Genomic DNA, 1,924 nt, shown 5'->3' with positions numbered 1-1,924 from the left:
CGCCGGTCAAGCCGTGGTGTGGTACACCGGCCAGTTCTACGCCCTGTTCTTCCTGACCCAGACGCTCAAGGTCGACGGCGCCACCGCCAACATCCTGATCGCCCTGGCCCTGCTGCTGGCCACGCCCTTCTTCCTGTTCTTCGGTTCGCTGTCCGACAAGATCGGCCGCAAGCCCATCATCCTGGGTGGTTGCCTGATCGCCGCCGTGACCTACTTCCCGATCTTCAACGGCCTGACCCACTTCGCCAACCCGGCGCTGGAAGCCGCCCTGCAAAAGTCGCCGGTGATCGTCACCGCCGACCCGGCCAGCTGCCAGTTCCAGTTCAACCCGACCGGTACCAAGAAGTTCACTTCCTCGTGCGACATCGTCAAGGCCAAGCTGTCGGCTGCTTCGGTGAACTACCAGAACGTGGCTGGTGCCCCGGGTTCGGTAGCCACCGTCAAGATCGGCGAGCGCGTCATCACCTCCTATGACGCCGCTGGCCTGTCCAAGGAAGATGCTGCTGCCAAGGACAAGCAATTGTCCAAGGATCTGGCCGACGACATCAAGGCTGCCGGCTATCCCAGCAAGGCTGATCCTGAGCAGATGAACAAGCCCATGGTCCTGCTGCTGCTGTTCATCCTGGTGATCTACGTGACCATGGTCTACGGCCCGATTGCCGCCTGCCTGGTGGAAATGTTCCCGACCCGCATCCGCTACACCTCCATGTCCATGCCCTACCACATCGGCAACGGCTGGTTCGGCGGCCTGCTGCCCACCACCTCCTTCGCGCTGGTGGCCTTCAAGGGCGACATCTACTACGGCCTGTGGTATCCGATCGTGATCGCCATGATCACCTTCGTGATCGGTATGCTGTTCGTCAAGGAAACCGTGCGTAACAACATCCACGACTAAGCCCCACGACCAAACGCGTCAGACCTGACTGCAACAAACCTGGACCGGACGGAAATCAATTCCGTCCGGTCTTTTTCATGGCCCCGCGCCTGGTCGCGGGGCTTGTTGTTGGGGCATCGTCCTTGTCATTGCCGTCCTGACCGCCTGGCGCACGTCCTTCCGCCTTCTGCCGTATCAACTCCAGCAAGCCCTGCGCCGCCATCGACAAGCTGCGTTCCTTGGGCGTGACGATCAAGAGCGACCGCCTCAATTCGGGCGCCTCCAGCGGGATCGCCACCAGCTTGGGCAGGCGGAACTGGAACAGGGTCAACTCCGGCACCACGCTCACCCCCAGGCCGCTTTCGATGAGGGCCGCGACGGTGGCCAGGTGTTCCACTTCCAGCCCGGTATGGATCACGCCACCGGGGCGCAGTACTGCATCCAGATGCTGGCGCACACTGGTGGAGCGGGCCAGGTGGATCATCTCGCAACCGGCCAGTTGCGCCACTTTGATACGGCGCTTGCCGGCCAGCTTGTGGTCGTGGCGGCAGACCAGGTAGAACGGGTCCGAACAGAGCGCACGGGTATCGAACTCCACCAGATTCGGCCCCGCCGCGGTGAGGGCGATATCGGCCTTGCCCTGGCGCAGCAGGTCCAGGCAATGATCGGAGATGGCGTCGAACAATTCCACGGTGACGCCTGGATAGCGCTGCCGATAATCGGCCAGCACCGGCGGCAGCCAACCCGCCGCCAGTGAGGGCAAGGCGGCAATGGCCACCCTGCCCTTGCGCCGGGCGACGTAGTCGCTCATGTCGGCCAAGGCGGCTTCGATGTCCGTCACCAGTTGGCGCGCCACCTGTACGAACAATTCACCCTCGGGGGTCAAGCTTACATTGCGCGTGTCGCGCTCGAACAGGCGCGCACCGGTCGCGGCTTCCAGCTTCTGGATCATGGCGCTGAAGGCCGATTGCGAGACATGGCAGCGCTCGGCCGCGTGGCCGAAGTGGCGGCAATCGGCCAGCGCCAGGGAGGCTTGCAGCAGGCGGGTGG

1 protein-coding gene and 1 pseudogene are annotated in these 1,924 nt (G+C 63.5%); one reads left to right on the top strand and one right to left on the bottom strand.

Features of this window, described 5'->3' with window-relative positions:
• A pseudogene (locus I5W_RS15410) lies at positions 1 to 895 on the top strand (MFS transporter); the annotation flags it as partial.
• A gap of 55 nt (positions 896 to 950) precedes the next feature.
• On the opposite strand, the gene I5W_RS15405 reads toward I5W_RS15410, so the two are convergent.
• The coding region (locus tag I5W_RS15405) for a LysR family transcriptional regulator (protein WP_148289120.1) at positions 951 to 1,924 on the bottom strand (974 nt) is incomplete at its 5' end.

Origin of the sequence: Herbaspirillum sp. B65, assembly GCF_000333555.1 — a bacterium.
Taxonomy (GTDB): domain Bacteria; phylum Pseudomonadota; class Gammaproteobacteria; order Burkholderiales; family Burkholderiaceae_D; genus Herbaspirillum; species Herbaspirillum rubrisubalbicans.
This window is presented reverse-complemented; position numbering and strand designations above follow the sequence as displayed.